Below are 15993 nucleotides of genomic sequence, written 5' to 3'. Positions count from 1 at the left end.
TCAATATATCCTACAGATAACTGACTAAATGGTCAGGTTATTTATCAAATAGCGGTTGACGAAGAGATTAGATTGTTAATCCTTAGCTATCAGCACATGGACAAGTGCAACTTTTGGTTCGATAAAACCAAAAGATTCATCTAAAAGGAAGTTATCATGAGCGAAACGAATGAGCAGATGCAAGGAAATCTTGACTTATTGTATGGATTGCATGACCGTCCTGCCCCAGCAAAAGCCTTCTTAGGTGCTGTACAGCATGTACTAGCCGCTTTTGTTGGTGTTATTACTCCCTCTTTAATTATTGGTGGCGCCTTAGGATTAGGCGAACACATTCCTTATTTAATTAGTATGGCCCTTATGGTATCTGGGGTCGCCACTTTTATTCAAACGCGTAAAGTAGGCCCAGTAGGTTCAGGGCTTATGGCATTACAAGGGACCAGCTTTGGTTTCTTAGCTGCAGTGTTAGCCGCAGGTTTTGTGGTCAAAAACCGCGGCGGTAGTCCTGAGGAGATACTCTCCGTCATCTTTGGCGTGACCTTCTTAGGTGCCTTTGTTGAGATATTTTTGAGTCAGTTCATCACTAAGCTTAAGTCTTTGATGAGCCCTATCGTCACCGGCTGTGTCATCGTTACTATCGGTCTGTCATTGACTAAAGTGGGTCTGACTGATCTAGCAGGCGGGGTTGGCGCTGAAAATTTCGGTAGCCTCCCTAATCTACTATTGGGCGGCGGCGTCTTAGTCAGTGTGGTGCTAATCAGCATCGTCAATAATAAAGTGATTCGCTCAAGCGCTATCTTTATTGGCCTGATGTTAGGCCTACTAGTAGCGGCATTTATGGGCCGTATCGACTTCTCGTTAGTCTCACAAGCGCCGTTATTGACCGTGCCTATCCCGTTCAAATTTGGCTTTGGTTTTGATTGGCAAGCGTTTATTCCTATCGCTTTTATGTATATCATTACTAGTATTGAGACCTCAGGTGACTTAACTGCAACCTCAATGATCTCAGGCGAGCCCATCAAAGGCCCACTATACGAAAAACGTATCAAAGGCGGGGTATTAGCCGACGGTGTCAACTCTGCAGTTGCTGGTATCTTCAACAGCTTCCCCGTGACTACCTTTAGTCAAAACAACGGCGTCATTCAAATGACTGGTATTGCCAGCCGTTATGTTGGTTTTTATGTTGCTGGTATTTTATTCATTATGGGTCTATTCCCAATCTTGGGTGCTATCTTTACTCAATTGCCAAAGCCTGTGGTCGGCGGTGTCACGCTACTGATGTTTGCAACTGTAGCTACTGCGGGTATTCGTATCTTAGCCACAGTGAACTTTACTCACCGTAATGTGTTGATTATCGCAACCTCGCTCGGTCTTGGGTTGGGTGTGGCTTTTGTTCCTGATGTCTTTGCACAAATGCCGCAGCTGTTTCGCAATATCTTTGGCTCAGCTGTGACTATGTCAGGGGTGGTTGCCATTCTACTTGATACTATCTTACCCAAGAACTTTGGGGTTGAGTACGATACCGCTGAGCAGCATAAGGATGATGGTTTAAAGCCTGCGCGTAAGCTCAAGCCTGCTGCTGAAGTGCTATAACTTATAGGCTCGTTTATTTAGAGCAAAAATTTCGCCTTAGTGACGCTAACTCTAGAGTTAGTAGCACTAAGGCGATTTTATTTATAAACAGTCAAGCCTTTATGGCTAATAAAATGGACTAATGTATACCACATCCTCGCAAGATAAACGGCACTAAAAAATCCGCCGCTCGCTGTTCATCATCTTTATCGTAAGCGTCCTTTTGTAGTAAACCTACGATCTCCGTCTCAAACTCAGCATAGCGCTGAGTAGTAGCCCAGATCAATATCAATAACTGTAGCGGATCAGCAATGCCAATTTTGCCTTGGCTGTGCCAGCTCTTCATCACTTGCGCTTTATCGAGCGCCCAGTCCTGCATAGTGGTCGACATAAAACTATGAATATGCGGCGCGCCGCCTATGACCTCTAAGGCAAAGAGCTTATGACGATTAGGATTAGTAAACGCCTGATGCAACTTGGTTCTAACGAATTTTTCGATCACTACTTTAGGATCACTATCGACCGTCATGGTCACTAAGCCCTCGTTCCATTCTTCAATAATGGTCCGTAGCACTTTTTCATAAAGATTTTTTTTATTTTTAAAATAATAATGAATATTGGCTTTTGGCAGTTTGGCACGATCGGCAATCCCTTGCATAGTAGCGCCGCGATAACCTTGTAATACAAACTCCTCTTCTGCAGCACTCAAGATAATGGCTTGATTGTGCGCGCGAATGTGATGTTGACTACGATGATGAGTATCATCTGTATAGTTCAAATTATCTTCTGTAGTAGCAGTCATAACTTAATCCATTAAACGTGGCTGATATAAAAAAAGCTAAATAAACAAAGTAGATGGTGGCAATTTGAGCTATTAAATGGCTAACTTAGTGCCAAAACACGGTTTTTTTAATATTAATCGCGACAAAACCAATTATATCGTATAAAATAGTTGACCAAATGGTCAGGTTTTAGCACAATAGACAATATAAACCAATCTGCTTTTCATTAGTACTTTTTTGTTAGAAGTATAACAAGCATTTTGACACAGAATGGACTTTAAGTTACTAAACTTTTATAGCATAAAAAAAAGGATTTTATCGTGAGCTTAACTTTAACGCAGTTCAATGAGCTTAGCCAAGCAGAAGCGCAAGCAACTCTTCTTACTTGTTGTACAAGTAGTCAATGGGCACAGCAACTAGCAAGCGCCCGACCTTTCAAAAATGTAGAAGCTTTATTAAATAGCAGTGATGCGATATGGCAACAAGTACAAAACAATGAATCAGATCTGTTAGAGGCTTTTGATGGTCATCCACAAATCGGCAATGTCGCTACGCTCAAGCAAAAATACCGTAATACTCAAGATAGCGCCGCTCATGAGCAATCAGGAGCTAACGAGGCTGACGACGCTGTACTAGAAGCTCTTGCGAAAGGTAATCAGGATTATCTTGATAAATTTGGCTTTATCTTTATCGTTTTTGCTACTGGTAAAAGCGCTCAGCAAATGCTTGATTTATTGCAGGCTCGCCTACCCAATGATCGCAATACTGAGCTGGCTAACGCGGCTACTGAGCAAAATAAAATTACTCGTTTGCGTATCCAAAAGCTACTGGGTCAAAAATAAACTCAGTCAAACGGCTCAATTTAATCAACCCCTCATTTACTAGAAAATAAAAGGACTTATTATGTCAGCTACTCTCTCTTCTCATATTTTAGATACTCATCTTGGCAAACCTGCCGCTAGTATCGCCGTGACTCTACATCGCCTTAGCGATAGCGGTGCAGCCACTTTGCTAGCCAAAGGTACTACCAATGATGATGGCCGTGTCACCCCTGATAGCTGGCAGTTTGACGCGGCTATCGATAGTAGTGAGCAAACTTTAGATAAGGGCCGCTATACTTTGACATTTGATACGCAGTCTTATTTTGACGCACAAAAGCTCACTGCTTTTTATCCGCAAGTCGTCATCGATTTTGTGTTGAGTGACGCTAGCCACTATCATGTGCCACTATTACTTAGTGCTCACGGCTACGGTACTTATCGCGGCTCTTAAGGTTATGATTTAATTATAAATATTTATCTTTACTGCTTTATAAAAGTAAGACACGGCTTTAGCCATCCCATATAATCATTATAGACAGCTAATACTGGTGACTACATTATTATTTATCTTATGACGTTTATGCATTATCAGACATAGATTATTAGACATCTAAGACGGCACGGAAGCGCTTGTAACACAAGTCAAGTGAGTTAAGTCGTTACAAGTTACCAAAACATAGCAATACAAAAGGACACTTGTCGCATGGGCGCATATCTTTTCGATTGGTTAGCATTATTCTTTCGCTGGTTCCACGTTATCGCTGGTATAGCTTGGATTGGTGCGTCATTTTACTTTGTATGGCTAGATATGAGCCTACAAAAACCACCTGAATGGAAATCCAAAAAGGGTATCTCAGGTGACTTATGGGCGGTACATGGTGGTGGTTTTTATGAAATCGCTAAGTACAAGCTTGAGCCTGAGGAAATGCCAAAAACTCTGCATTGGTTCAAATGGGAAGCCTATACCACTTGGCTGACTGGTGCGGCGATGATGGCCATCGTTTATTACGCCAATGCCACCGCTTATCTGATTGATCCTAGTAAAGTTGATTTTGGCAGCAATGTTGGCGCTATCTCAACTAGTATTTTATTCTTACTCATTAGCTACGCTATTTATGAGATTATTGTTCGTAGCCGTATTGGCAAAAACAAAATGGTCTTTAGTATTTGTATCTTTGTACTAATGGTCATTGCCACTTATATCTCTTATCAGTTATTTAGTGATCGTGCCTCTTTCATCCATGTCGGTGCTATTTTGGGTACTATCATGGCAGGTAACGTCTTCTTTGGTATCATGCCCGCTCAGCGCGCGCTAGTAGACTGCGTCCGCCGCGGAGTAAAACCAGGTAAAGAAGTGGCAGATTTAGCGTTAATGGCTAGAAACCGTTCAGTGATGAATAACTACTTCACCCTACCGCTCATCTTTACCATGATTAGTAATCACTATCCGATGATGTACTCGCATGCTCAAGGCTGGTTGGTATTGGTGTTCGTTGGGGTTATCACGGCTACCGCTCGTCATTATTTCAACCAAAAGCATTTGGGTCATCATCAGCCAAAATACTTAGTCATTCCTGCGATAGCGACCGTATTATTAATTATCTGGATGCGTCCGGCACCGATTGAGCCGTTGCCAGTTCCACCAGTACAATCTGCGGTTCCTGTAGAGGCCGCTCCTGAAACAACGCCACCTGCCGATGGTGCCACTGCTGCGGCAGTACCAGCTACCGAAGGCACGGCTGAAGCAGTAGCAGTCGCCTCGTCCGCTGACGATGCAATCATGGGTGTGGTACAAGCAAAATGCAGCGTTTGCCACATGGCGCAGCCTACTCAAGCCGGCTTTAATGCGCCGCCAGCGGGAATTATCATTGTTACCCCTGAGGACATGAAGACTCATAAAGCTAAAATAATTACCGCAGTACAAAGTAGTTATATGCCACTAGGCAACATCACCGGCCTTACTGATGAAGAGCGTGCTCAGCTTGTGGCTTATGCTTCAGGGCTTTAATAGCTAATTTGTAGGATAGGAGCGAGGATATAATGCTTATACCCTCGCTCTCATAGATTGATAAGATAATCTAAGAATTAACTTGACCAAATGGTCAGATAGACTTACAGTAAAAGCAACAATCCCATTTAAAACCTAATCTAGCAATATCTAAAGATTATCCGGCCAAATCTCCGCCGCCTCTTATTTGCAAATTCTATTTATATTAAGTGGTTATAACCGCTTATGAGCAGCACAATGTCGAGCAATTTTCAAAAATATTAATTTATCATATACTTAATTAGTTACCTATAACCAGTCATAATACTTTCATATTTGATAGGTTAGTCTTGGGTAATATTAATGTCCGGTTCTTATAAGGAAATATTTACGATGACCAAAAAAATCACCAGTGACTTCGATCAAGCCGCCTACCCTCGCGATCTAAAAGGCTATGGCGATAATCCACCAAACGCCAATTGGCCAGGGGGCGCTAGAATTGCTGTTCAATTCGTACTAAATATCGAGGAAGGCGCAGAAAACAGCGTGATTCATGGTGATGGTCAATCAGAGCGGTTTTTGTCCGACGTATTAGGCACGCCTGAATTTAATAATCGCCATCAATCTATCGAGTCCGCTTTTGAATACGGGAGCCGCGTTGGCGTTTGGCGTGTGCTCGACTTGTTTAAAGAGTACGGTCTGCCTATCACTACTTTTACTTGTGCCGCAGCGGCTGAAAAAACCCCACATATTATTGAGCGCGTATTAGAGGACGGTCACGAAGTCGCAAGCCACGGACTACGCTGGATCACTTATCAGTATATGTACCGCGAGACCGAGCGCGAGCACGTCCGTAAAGCTACTGAGATTTTTGAGCGGATGCTTGGCAAACAGCCTTTAGGCTGGTACACCGGCCGCGACAGCCCAAATACTCGTGAGTTAGTCGCTGAGCAAGGGGGTTATATTTATGACTCCGACTCTTATGCTGATGAGCTTCCATACTGGCTCGATGTCAAGGTAGAAGACGGCGATAAAATTACTCGTAAACCGCATCTAGTTATCCCCTACACCCTTGAGACTAATGATATGCGCTTTGCTTCAAGTCCTGGCTTTACCAATGCTGAGCCTTTTTATCAGTATCTAAAAGACAGCTTTGACACCCTTTATGAAGAAGGCGCTAAAGACGGTAAAAACCAACCTAAAATGCTAACGATCGGTTTGCATTGCCGGATTATTGGCCGCGCGGGGCGTATTACTGCGCTAAAGCAGTTTTTGAAATACATTACTAGTAAGCCTGATGTTTGGGTTTGCCGCCGTGATGCCATTGCTAAGCATTGGTATGACAATCATCCAGCCACGGCTGACAACACAGCCAACTGGATGTAATGCAAGCGGCTGGGTTAGCCAAGCTCTAACCCAGCTTTTAGGATTATCTCTGCTCTCATGTTTTATCGCTTTACTATTTAGTTGGCTATTCGCTCTTTGCTGAGCTCAAACAAGCCAATGCTAGTACTGTCTTGATTTATAGTATAAATTAGAGATAAACCGCGACCAGATAAGCTAAAGATAATAGCTTGAATTTCGCTCCTGATCATTGATACACCACGACTAAATACCTTGCTAAAACCATTAACTAGATAACATTACTAAATAATGTTGCTAACTAAACTACAGGTGAACTTATGACTACCACAATCATTGCTAAGCCTCTAACTAAAGCTGCATTTGCGCCTTATGGCTCAGTGATTGAGCCTTATGATGAGCAAGAAAAATGCCCTGAGAACAGCTGGGACATTAACCGCGGCTATGCTTGTCGTCATAATGCTATCTCAAAAGTTGAGCTTGACGGCGGTGAAGTTGGCTTTAGTATTTTTCGTACCAAAAGACGCGATTGCCCTATCACTCTATCGGTTATGGAATACCATCCGTTTGGTACTCAGGCCTTCTTTTCTATGAATGGCACAGACTATTTGGTCGTGGTTGCCAAAGCAGGCGACGCACCAAAATCAGCTGATGATTTAGAAGTCTTTTATGCCAAGTCGCATCAAGGCGTGCAATACGACGCCAATGTTTGGCATCACCCACTGCTAGCTTTAAATGCTGACTGTGACTTTTTGGTAGTTGATCGCATTAATGGACCTGGCAATAATTGCTATGAGTTTGAGATTGATGATTGGGAAGTTTGTATCGATGTAGCTACTGAACAGTCTAAATCTCAGGCTTAGTCGCTATAGTCAGATGATTAATAACTTTAGGAGCAGGGTTTCTTACTGCTAAAGTTCAGACATAAATTTATGGCGACATAAAACCACTAAGGAATATGAATAATGTCAACGAAAAGCACCTATTACGCACCAACTGGCGGCTTGCCTCCACAAACCCAGCTCTTATCTGATCGCGCTATCTTCACCGAAGCCTATGCGATTATCCCAAAACGTGTACTAACCGACATTGTTATCAGCTACCTACCTTTTTGGACAGGCATGCGCATGTGGGTAATTGCTCGTCCTTTAACTGGTTTTTCTGAAACTTTCTCACAGTATATCGTTGAGGTTGAGCCTAACGGCGGCTCGGACAAACCTGAGCTAGATGCAAAAGCTGAAGCGGTATTGTTTGTCGTTGAAGGTGAGATGGATATCACTATCGAAGGCGCAGCACATCATCTTGAAGCGGGTGGCTATGCCTTCTTACCGCCTGGCTGCAAATGGACCATAAAAAATAATAGTGACAAGCACGTTAAATTCCATTGGATCCGTAAAGCCTATCAATATGTTGACGGTATTGATGCGCCTGAAGCCTTTGTCACTAGCGATCATGAGGTAGAAGCTATTGAGATGCCAGGCACTAACGGCGTTTGGAAAACCACTAGATTTACCGAACAATCTGATATGAGTCACGACATGCATGTCAACATTGTGACTTTTCAGCCAGGCGGCGTGATTCCGTTTGATGAAACGCATGTTATGGAACATGGTCTATATGTATTAGAGGGTAAAGCGGTCTATCATCTAAATGCTGAGTGGGTTGAGGTGGAAGCAGGCGACTTTATGTGGCTACGCGCGTTCTGCCCGCAGTCTTGCTACGCTGGCGGACCGGGTCCGTTTAGATACCTGCTATATAAAGACGTCAATCGTCATATGCCGTTTATTCGTCCAGCAAGATAGTAATAACTAAAAGATAGTCATCAAAACATAAGCCGTAGTCGTTAAAGCTTATTATAATTAAAGCCAGCTAATTTTGTTTAGCTGGTTTTTTTAGCTTTATAGGCTTAGAAAATGAACACTTACTACAGATTAGCTTTCGATACGCTGCAAGAAAGCTTGCGTACGCGGATGAGTCGATAGCTCAAACATCTGCTCAGCACTACCCTCTTCTACCACATAACCATCCTCGATTAACACCACATGATCGGCGACATCACGAGCAAACCTAATCTCGTGAGTGACAACCACCATGGTCCAGCCCTCACTTGCCAGCTGCTTCATCGTCTCAAGCACGTCCTGTACTAGCTCTGGATCAAGCGCGGAGGTTGGCTCATCAAATAGTAATAAGGACGGCTCAATGGCTAAGGCGCGAGCGATACCCACACGCTGCTGCTGACCGCCTGAGAGCTGAAATGGATATAGATCAGCTTTGTCCGCAAGACCTACCTTTTTGAGTAGCGCTAAGGCTTGGGTTTGCGCGTCGGCCTTAGAAGTCCCCTGCACCACCGTTGGCCCTAGCATCAAATTTTGTAGCGCGGTCTTATGCGGAAACAGATTATAGGACTGAAACACCATGCCCGATTTGCGCTGCAGAGCCAGTAGCTTTTTTTTATTAGGCCTAGCGCTAAAATCTACGCTTAGACTACCATCATCAAAAGCGATCACCCCTTGATCGGGTATCTCCAGCGCATTAATACAGCGCAAAAAGGTGGTTTTGCCAGATCCTGAGGGCCCTAGTATCACGACCACTTTGCCTTTTTCAATAGTCAAATCAATACCTTTAAGCACTTGATTGGTGCCAAAAGCTTTATGGATGTTAGTGATCTGAATCATGTAAAGTCCTATTAAAAAAAGCAGTCGTGTAAAAGTTAGACCTATGACAGTTGAGATAATCTTCTAAGTTATTTTGCCACATAACGGTCAAGGCGAGTTTCAAGCTTACCTTGGATAAAGGTCAAAAACAGACAGATACCCCAATAAATAAACGCCGCTTCGGTATAGACCAGCATAAACTCATAATTACGCGCGGTGATGATCTGCGCTTGTTTAAACAGCTCTGTCACTAATACCAATGAGGCAAGCGAGGTGTCTTTTACTAGACTAATAAAGGTATTAGATAAGGGCGGCACAGATACGCGTAGCGCTTGCGGCAAGATGACATGGCGAAAGGTCTGCAAATAAGTCAATCCCACTGTTGAGCCTGCTTCCCATTGCCCTTTTGGAATAGACAAAATGGAGGCGCGCACCGTCTCTGACGCGTAAGCGCCAATATTTAAGGAGAAAGCAATAATCGCTGATGGAAAAGGATCAAGCTTGACCCCAACACTTGGCAGCCCATAAAAGATGATAAACAGCTGCACTAACATCGGTGTGCCGCGAATAGCTGAGACATAAATACGTGCTAGTCGATAAATAATCTCATGCAGCCAGCCGGCGCGCGGAACGATACGAATCAGCGCTACTATCAGCGCAATACCCATACCTATCGCAAAGGAGATGAGCGCAAGCGGTATCGAATAGTAGATACCGCCTTTGAGCATCGGCCAAAAAGAATCAATGACGATCTGCGCGCGCTCAGCACTCATAAAAGGTAGCAGCGCCAATAAATCAGTAAACATCGATAGGATGGACGCCATCATTAATTTTGCTTACTAATATCAGCACCAAAGAACTCTTGGCTCAGCTTAGTCAAAGTGCCATCAGCTTGCAAAGCGCTCATTGCCTCATCCAACTTGGCAACCACCTGTTGATCGCCTTTGAGCAAAATAAGGCCTGAACCTCGTTGCTCACTAGCGGGCGCAACAAGCTTGATCTCAAGATCGCTGTCGGGGAATTTTTTGAGATAATCGAGTACCGCTAGATTATCATTCATAGTAAAGTCGGCGCGGTCTTGTTTGACCAGTTGTATCGCTTGTGCCATGCCTTCGACTGGCACTACCTCTGCTCCATAACGCTGCGCCAGCTCGCCGTAGTTACTTGATAACGACTGAGCGGTACGTAGGCCTTTTAGGCCATCCCATGAGCTATAACGGTTGTCATCAGTAGGAGCTAATACCACCGCACCTGACCAGCTATAAGGAATCGCTATATCGTACTTAGCTTCTCGCTCAGGAGTGGTTAGACTGACCTGATTGGCCACCATATCGAAACGCCCTGAGTCCAATCCTGCTAGCATCGCATCCCACTGCGTCTCTTTGAATTCGACATCGACGCCTAGTTTGTCGGCGACCGCGCGAGTGACTTCCACATCATAACCGGTGAGCTTACCTGTCGTATCATGGTAGGTAAATGGCGGATAAGTGCCTTCAGTGCCGACGTTGATAGTGCCACCATTATTGATACGTTGCAGCAGCTCTGAGCTTTCAGCTGTGCTATCAGCAGTAGCAGTGTCGTCGGTAGTAGATTGGCTACAGGCAGCTAGTAATAAAGTACTAGCGGCCAAAGTTAATAAAGCACGGCGTTTCATAGTAAGTCCCTTAAATCAAAATTATTGTTATCATTGCTACTACAGCATGTAGATTAGTTTAACGCGACTAAGCCGCAGCTGGGCAAAAAAAACGTACTAAAACAGTGAGCAGGAGTCAAAAAGTTGGGGCAACAACATAAAATTGCAAGAGTGGCTATTAAGTATTAGCACAGGTATGGTTATTATTTATAGCTTTGAGCATTGCCTCATCTATGAGAGCATAAAAAAGCCTCAATCCGTCGTTGAGGCTTAGTATAGTGAAAATAAGCTAGAAGATAACAGGCTACTTTAAAAACCCTATTAAACAGCGCTGTTAGCTCTTGACTCTACGAGAGAACTCTCGGCCTGTACTAGCATCTATCTTTAGCTCAATAATTTGATTATCTCGCAGCATATCAACTTCATAGTAGCTAGGATGATCGGCATAGTCGCCATCATTATCAAACTCTATTTCTAACACTTGAGCTTTAGCCTGCTTTTCGATAGCGCCAATCACCGCCATAGCGCTTATTTTTGCACGGTTTTGGTTGTTATACTCATTGATATCTTCCTTATCTAAACGCTCTTTTTCCACCTTGACCACTTGGCCAGTAATAGCGTCCACTTTCACCTCATATTCTGTGGCACCATCGCTAAATTTCATCTCGTAGGCAACGTTGTTTTTTGTATCGCTATCCTCATCTAACTCTACGCTCATCAAAGTGCCTTTTGCTTGTTTTTTAGCAATATTAATAGCTTGTTTAAGACTTACCTTGGTCGCTTGAGCGGCGCGAATCTCTTCAGTAACGTCTGCATTAGCGGCGGTGCTTATGGTAATAGTGGACAAAGCCAAACAAGCGCTTAGCGCTACTAGTGGTAACTTTTGCTTGTTTTCTTTTATAGCATCAAACATAGTCTCTCCTTAGGTTATCGACAGGGTTACTGTTATATTAACTACTAGCTAAGCTATTGTTAACCTCAAAAAGTAGCGTAATGTATGACTCCTGTTTCAAGCCACTATGAATACTAAGTTTGTAATTAAGTCGGCTCTTAAAGCTTATAAACGTTATAATATTGAGCTATTTAATTGGCGCTATTTATTCTAATTTTAAGATCAGAGAACCTATGCTCCTATGCAAAGTTATTTAACAGATTTAATTTACACTGATGAATGCTATGCCTCTTGTAACACTATTAAAAAAAGTCTAGCGGGCGTCAACCGCACTAAGACAAGCCTCGATACTTTTTATGCTACTGATACTGATACTGATACTGATACTGATACTGATACTGATACTGATACTGATACTGATACTGATACTGATACTGATACTGAAGCCTATCAAAGCTTGCCGCCTGTGATTCAACAAGCGCTTATGCAGCAACAGAGAGTGGTACTAATAGCTAATAATCCTTCTATAACTATTGAAACTCTAGAGCAAACCTTGCAGCCGACAGATGTCGTAGTGTTATTTAATCATTTTATTCATGCCGAGTTTTTTGCTAGTCATCCGCTAGCCAAAAGATTACCAAAATTATTATTTTTTCGGCAAATTGGCGATAGTAAACTGCACTTTGGTATGCCGCCAAGAAGTAATCGTCTGCCAGCTATAAAGCAGATGATAAAGCACTCAGCGCTGGGTTTACTGTTTAGTAATGTGGCTTATCAGTATCCTCTAGCTGCTGATGATCCTAGCCCTGATGATGACCCTATCACTAGTGCTCGTGAACTGACTGTGTCATTCGCTCTAACACAGCTACTAGCTAACCCTGAGCACTGCCAAGTATTGTCAGAGCATCATAGTGCCGTGGCCGATTATCCCTCTTTCGCTGATATTCACTCCTCCGCGCCAACCTCTGGGTTTTTACTTTATAAAGTGTTATTAGCCGCTCGTAACTCTCTTAAGCGCGAGCAAGCTAATAACCAATCGTCAGCGTTATCCGAGTCATTATCGATACTGATGTTAGGCTTTAATGATGAGGACAAAACAGCGCATTTTTGGGAGGGTCATAACTGGGACTTTGAGCGTCAAGAGCTTATCGATCCGCCGGCTGGGGTTGAGATTATTCGTCAGTATTAGTGTTTTTGAAGGATAATGATAATAAAAAATACCGCGCTTAGCTGATAGTAGTCAAGCGCGGTATTTTAGGTTTTGCTATTGATAAAAACTTATGAAGATAAGCTTTTATCAAAGAGATTAGTTTAAGAAACCATAAGCCACTAGCGCATCCGCTACTCGCTTGAAACCTACGATGTTAGAGCCAGCCATATAATCTACATAGCCATTATCGGTTTGATTATAAGTTTCTGAGGCTTCAGCGGCGCAGTCATGGATGTTTTTCATGATATTTTTTAGGCGCTCATCAATCTGCTCAAAGGTTTTATACTGACGCACTGAGTTTTGTGACATCTCTAGAGCCGACACCGCTACGCCGCCTGCATTCGCCGCTTTGCCTGGCGCATAATGCACCCGGTTGTCACGAATATGATCGATGGCTTCAGCAGTCAATGGCATATTGGCGCCTTCAACCACGTACTTGATACCGTTATCGACCATAAGCTTAGCATCCTCTTCATTCACTTCATTTTGGGTAGCGGATGGAATAGCGATATCCCCTTTGATATGCCAAGGCTTTTGACCGGCAAACCACTCGCCGCCATACACCTCAATATATTCGCTCAAAGGCTTACTTTGATCTTTTTGTTTTTTGAGCCAATTTATTTTTTCTTGGTCTAGGCCTTTTTCATCATAGAGCGTCCCTTGCGAGTCTGAGACGGTCACCACTTTAGCGCCTAACATACAAGCTTTTTCGGCAGCATGTAGCGAGACGTTACCCGCGCCTGATACTAAGACGACTTTGCCCTCAATACTTTCGTTCTGCGCTTTTAGCATGTTTTCTAAGAAATATACTGCGCCATAACCCGTCGCCTCAGTACGCATTAGACTACCACCAAAACCTACGCCTTTACCGGTCAATACACCGCTGTACTCATGCGTTAGGTTCTTATACATAGCATACATGTAGCTGACTTCACGGCCACCTACACCGATGTCACCGGCTGGTACGTCCATATCTTTACTAATGTAGTGATGAAGCTCGCGCATAAAGGCGTAACAGAAACGGCGAATCTCAGACTCTGACTTACCTTTAGGGTCAAAATCAGAGCCGCCTTTACCACCACCAATCGGTAGTCCGGTTAAAGCGTTTTTGAAGATTTGCTCAAAGCCTAAGAATTTTAGTACGGATTGGTTAACGGTTGGATGAAAGCGTAGACCTCCTTTATAAGGACCTAAAGCATTACAGAACTGTACGCGCCAGCCACGATTGACTTGAACCTCTCCTTTATCATTTTCCCAATTGACACGAAAGGCGATAACACGATCAGGCTCTACCAAACGCTCAAATATTTTTAATTTTTCGTACTCAGGATGGGCATCATATAAGGGGGCGATAGTGAGGGCAACTTCTTTGACCGCTTGTACAAACTCTGGCTGGTGGGCGTAGCGTTCTTCGACTTTTTTGATGGCTTGATTGATACTCATATAGCTTCCTTAAGGTAAAAATGGTGAGCGTGTCATTCGTAACGGTATGGCGTTGCAGGGATATCATTTTATCGTACAACCCACAAAGCTGCTACCCATACCATTACAGAATTTGGATTGCTGGGATTGAAACACTAGGGATTAAACCTCTAAGACTACGCAGTTTTATCTAAGTTTAGAACATGAATAATAGTCCTTTGACTCATAGATAAAAAAGTGGTGGTGTTTTAAAAAGTATGCTGGCGATAAAAGTCAATAAGAAATCTATGCTAAGTTCTCTGATTCTATAGGGCTTTCAAGGCTTCAAAAATTGTTCAAATTTTAATCAGCATACTTTTTGACACACCACCAAAAAAGTTAATAGGGTAGACTTTTTAGACGTCTAGCTGATGACCAAAAATATAAATTTATTTTTGTGTCGTATCTATATATCATTTTTTGGTCGTATAAGTCTAGTAAATATCATCATCAAGAGAAGTTATAGCTGCTAATTATTGCCCCATTAATCTATCGCCACATACGATATCGCTATAAAATGCTTACTTTTAAAACCCTTAAGATCTATGACACTTTAAGATAACTTCCGTAAAAATAGTTACAACTTCATAAAAGAGATAAAAGGTAGAAAAACAACTAAAAACTAATATTTGTTAGCGCCTAAGCTATTTTAATACTTAGATTAACACACCAAGTGCAACGCTAATTAATATTATAGAACGCCTGCATAGGCGTCTTAAACCCTAATCGTTTTCTTGGTCTGTTGTTTAGTTTGTTCTCAATGTCCTGTATTTCATTATCAGAGACTTGTCTAAAGTCACAACCCTTAGGCAAGTACTCTCTGATAAGGCCATTGGTATTCTCGTTGGTTCCTCGCTGCCATGACGCATAAGCATCGGCAAAGAAGAAAGGGCTAAAGAGCTTTTGTTTCACCTTCTTATGCTGAGCAAACTCTTTACCATTGTCAGAGGTAATGGTCTTAACCTGCAAACTCACTGGCGCTAAGAGTTCTATCATTGCCTCTGATACTTGCTGTGCTGTTTTATGACCCACACGCTTCATCTTCAGCAGCCCCGTTTTACGTTCAACGAGCGTGACAATCGCTTGCTTGTGATGCTGACCGATAACGGTATCCGCTTCCCAGTCACCAATTCGCGTACGTTCTTCAACAATACAAGGGCGCTCATGAATCGAGACTCTGTCATTGATACGGCCTCGAGTCTCAGCGGTTAGACGCTGCCGTTATGGTTTGGCTTTACGTCTGAGACACTGCCACAATGTGCCGCCCTGCCTCTTATCACGCCAAATATAGCGATAAATGCTCATACGACTGATACCAGCATGAACGCCAGATATTTGCTCAGGACTCCAGTTCTCTTTAAGCTTGTCTGTCACCCATACCCAGATGTCAGCCACAATAGTTGTGGCGTTGTTAGCCCGTCTGTCACAAGCCTTGTTATTAGCATGCTTTGCTCGGTAACCTCGTAGGCTTTTATTGCGTCTAAGCTCTCTTGATATGGTACTGGGACTTCTGTTTAACTCTCGAGCTATGAAATTAATACTATGTTTTGCCCCTATTAGGGCATAAATCTGGTATCGTTCCCCTAGGCTTAGATGCGTATAGCTCATGGTTGCAATCTCAC

General features: G+C 43.1%; 15 protein-coding genes and 2 pseudogenes. 8 read left to right on the top strand and 9 right to left on the bottom strand.

Annotated features, from left to right (window positions below; all coding sequences use genetic code 11):
• Positions 1-156 precede the first annotated feature (156 nt).
• Positions 157-1590, top strand: a complete 1434-nt coding sequence (locus M0N77_RS02080; protein ID WP_353103084.1) for a nucleobase:cation symporter-2 family protein — start codon at positions 157-159, stop codon at positions 1588-1590.
• A gap of 118 nt (positions 1591-1708) precedes the next feature.
• On the opposite strand, the gene M0N77_RS02075 is transcribed toward M0N77_RS02080, so the two are convergent.
• Positions 1709-2371, bottom strand: coding sequence for a TetR/AcrR family transcriptional regulator (locus tag M0N77_RS02075; protein WP_353103083.1), 663 nt, complete (start codon positions 2369-2371; stop codon positions 1709-1711).
• Between the two features lie 300 nt (positions 2372-2671).
• Here M0N77_RS02075 and uraD point away from each other — a divergent pair, with 300 nt between their 5' ends.
• From uraD to M0N77_RS02045, 6 genes are all read left to right on the top strand, one after another.
• Positions 2672-3193 carry a 2-oxo-4-hydroxy-4-carboxy-5-ureidoimidazoline decarboxylase gene (uraD, locus tag M0N77_RS02070; protein ID WP_353103081.1) on the top strand — a complete coding sequence of 174 codons (522 nt, stop codon included), beginning with the start codon at positions 2672-2674 and terminating at the stop codon, positions 3191-3193.
• A gap of 61 nt (positions 3194-3254) precedes the next feature.
• Positions 3255-3623 carry a hydroxyisourate hydrolase gene (uraH, locus tag M0N77_RS02065; protein ID WP_353103079.1) on the top strand — a complete coding sequence of 123 codons (369 nt, stop codon included), beginning with the start codon at positions 3255-3257 and terminating at the stop codon, positions 3621-3623.
• Between the two features lie 252 nt (positions 3624-3875).
• The gene (locus M0N77_RS02060; protein WP_353103077.1) at positions 3876-5180 is read left to right on the top strand and encodes a urate hydroxylase PuuD; all 1305 of its coding nucleotides are present in this window, start codon (positions 3876-3878) and stop codon (positions 5178-5180) included.
• 372 nt (positions 5181-5552) lie between these two features.
• The gene (gene puuE / locus M0N77_RS02055) at positions 5553-6545 is read left to right on the top strand and encodes an allantoinase PuuE (RefSeq protein ID WP_353103075.1); all 993 of its coding nucleotides are present in this window, start codon (positions 5553-5555) and stop codon (positions 6543-6545) included.
• A 296-nt stretch (positions 6546-6841) separates the two neighbouring features.
• Positions 6842-7384: an ureidoglycolate lyase gene (locus tag M0N77_RS02050; RefSeq protein ID WP_353103073.1), complete on the top strand. Its 543-nt coding sequence runs from the start codon at positions 6842-6844 to the stop codon at positions 7382-7384.
• Positions 7385-7486: 102 nt separating this feature from the next.
• Positions 7487-8323, top strand: a complete 837-nt coding sequence (locus tag M0N77_RS02045) for a bifunctional allantoicase/(S)-ureidoglycine aminohydrolase (RefSeq protein WP_353103071.1) — start codon at positions 7487-7489, stop codon at positions 8321-8323.
• A 129-nt stretch (positions 8324-8452) separates the two neighbouring features.
• On the opposite strand, the gene M0N77_RS02040 is transcribed toward M0N77_RS02045, so the two are convergent.
• The 4 genes from M0N77_RS02040 to M0N77_RS02025 all read right to left on the bottom strand — a co-directional run bounded on the left by M0N77_RS02040 (position 8453) and on the right by M0N77_RS02025 (position 11721).
• Positions 8453-9196 carry an amino acid ABC transporter ATP-binding protein gene (locus M0N77_RS02040; protein ID WP_353103069.1) on the bottom strand — a complete coding sequence of 248 codons (744 nt, stop codon included), beginning with the start codon at positions 9194-9196 and terminating at the stop codon, positions 8453-8455.
• Positions 9197-9264: 68 nt separating this feature from the next.
• Positions 9265-9948 carry an amino acid ABC transporter permease gene (locus M0N77_RS02035; RefSeq protein ID WP_371834213.1) on the bottom strand — a complete coding sequence of 228 codons (684 nt, stop codon included), beginning with the start codon at positions 9946-9948 and terminating at the stop codon, positions 9265-9267.
• A gap of 53 nt (positions 9949-10001) precedes the next feature.
• Entirely contained in the window at positions 10002-10829 is an 828-nt protein-coding gene (locus M0N77_RS02030; protein WP_353103065.1) for an amino acid ABC transporter substrate-binding protein, read from the bottom strand.
• Positions 10830-11142: 313 nt separating this feature from the next.
• Positions 11143-11721 (bottom strand): PepSY domain-containing protein, encoded by a 579-nt coding sequence (locus M0N77_RS02025; protein ID WP_353103063.1) that lies wholly within the window; start codon positions 11719-11721, stop codon positions 11143-11145.
• A gap of 220 nt (positions 11722-11941) precedes the next feature.
• Between M0N77_RS02025 and M0N77_RS02020 the strand changes: the two genes are divergently transcribed.
• Complete coding sequence (locus tag M0N77_RS02020) at positions 11942-12889, top strand: hypothetical protein (RefSeq protein WP_353103061.1); 948 nt, start codon at positions 11942-11944, stop codon at positions 12887-12889.
• 117 nt (positions 12890-13006) lie between these two features.
• On the opposite strand, the gene gdhA is transcribed toward M0N77_RS02020, so the two are convergent.
• From gdhA to M0N77_RS02000, 4 genes and pseudogenes are all read right to left on the bottom strand, one after another.
• Entirely contained in the window at positions 13007-14353 is a 1347-nt protein-coding gene (gene gdhA, locus M0N77_RS02015; RefSeq protein ID WP_353103059.1) for an NADP-specific glutamate dehydrogenase, read from the bottom strand.
• Between the two features lie 699 nt (positions 14354-15052).
• Positions 15053-15571: pseudogene (locus M0N77_RS02010) on the bottom strand (IS30 family transposase); the annotation flags it as partial.
• A 21-nt stretch (positions 15572-15592) separates the two neighbouring features.
• The gene (locus M0N77_RS02005) at positions 15593-15766 is read right to left on the bottom strand and encodes a hypothetical protein (protein WP_353105646.1); all 174 of its coding nucleotides are present in this window, start codon (positions 15764-15766) and stop codon (positions 15593-15595) included.
• A 90-nt stretch (positions 15767-15856) separates the two neighbouring features.
• A pseudogene (locus M0N77_RS02000) lies at positions 15857-15979 on the bottom strand (helix-turn-helix domain-containing protein); the annotation flags it as partial.
• Positions 15980-15993 lie beyond the last annotated feature (14 nt).

It is taken from the genome of Psychrobacter sp. AH5 (assembly GCF_040371085.1).
In the GTDB taxonomy this organism is placed as follows: Bacteria; Pseudomonadota; Gammaproteobacteria; order Pseudomonadales; family Moraxellaceae; genus Psychrobacter.
Note: the sequence above shows the minus strand (reverse complement) of the source record. Positions and strands in the feature narration are given on the sequence as shown.